The sequence below is a fragment of the Bacillus sp. NPDC060175 genome, from assembly GCF_042728695.1.
Classification (GTDB): Bacteria; Bacillota; Bacilli; order Bacillales; family Bacillaceae_G; genus Bacillus_A.
This window is the reverse complement of record NZ_JBHWYR010000016.1, coordinates 55,923-56,635: the sequence shown is the minus strand read 5'-3', so window position 1 is coordinate 56,635 and position 713 is coordinate 55,923. Positions and strand designations below refer to the sequence as shown.

The following is a 713-nucleotide window of genomic DNA, read 5'->3' as shown; positions in this document are numbered from 1 at the left end:
GTAACACGGGCGCTACCGGCGCTATTGGACCTCGAGGCAACACGGGCGCTACTGGACCTCAAGGTAATACAGGCGCTCAAGGTAACACGGGCGCTACCGGCGCTATTGGACCTCGAGGCAACACGGGCGCTACTGGACCTCAAGGTAATACAGGCGCTCAAGGTAACACGGGCGCTCAGGGTAATACAGGTGCTACCGGCGCTATTGGACCTCGAGGCAACACGGGTGCTACTGGGCCTCAAGGTAATACGGGCGCTCAGGGTAATACAGGCGCTACCGGTGCTACTGGACCTCAAGGCAATACAGGCGCTCAGGGTAACACAGGCGCTACCGGTGCCACTGGACCTCAAGGCAATACAGGCGCCCAGGGTAACACAGGCGCTACTGGACCTCAAGGTAATACAGGCGCTCAAGGTAACACAGGCGCTACTGGTGTCACCGGACCTCGAGGCAACACGGGCGCTACTGGACCTCAAGGCAATACAGGCGCTCAGGGTAACACGGGCACTACTGGACCTCAAGGTAATACGGGCGCTCAAGGTAACACGGGCGCTACCGGACCTCAAGGTAATACAGGCGCTCAAGGTAACACGGGCACTACTGGACCTCAAGGTAATACGGGCGCTCAAGGTAACACGGGCGCTCAAGGCAACACGGGCGCTACCGGACCTCAAGGTAATACGGGCGCTCAAGGTAACACGGGCGCTCAAGGC

1 protein-coding gene is annotated in these 713 nt (G+C 59.6%); it reads left to right on the top strand.

Annotated features, from left to right (window positions below; translation table 11 throughout):
• Positions 1 to 713: collagen-like domain-containing protein (locus ACFWDE_RS10925; protein ID WP_483861749.1), on the top strand; the 713-nt coding region annotated here is incomplete at both ends.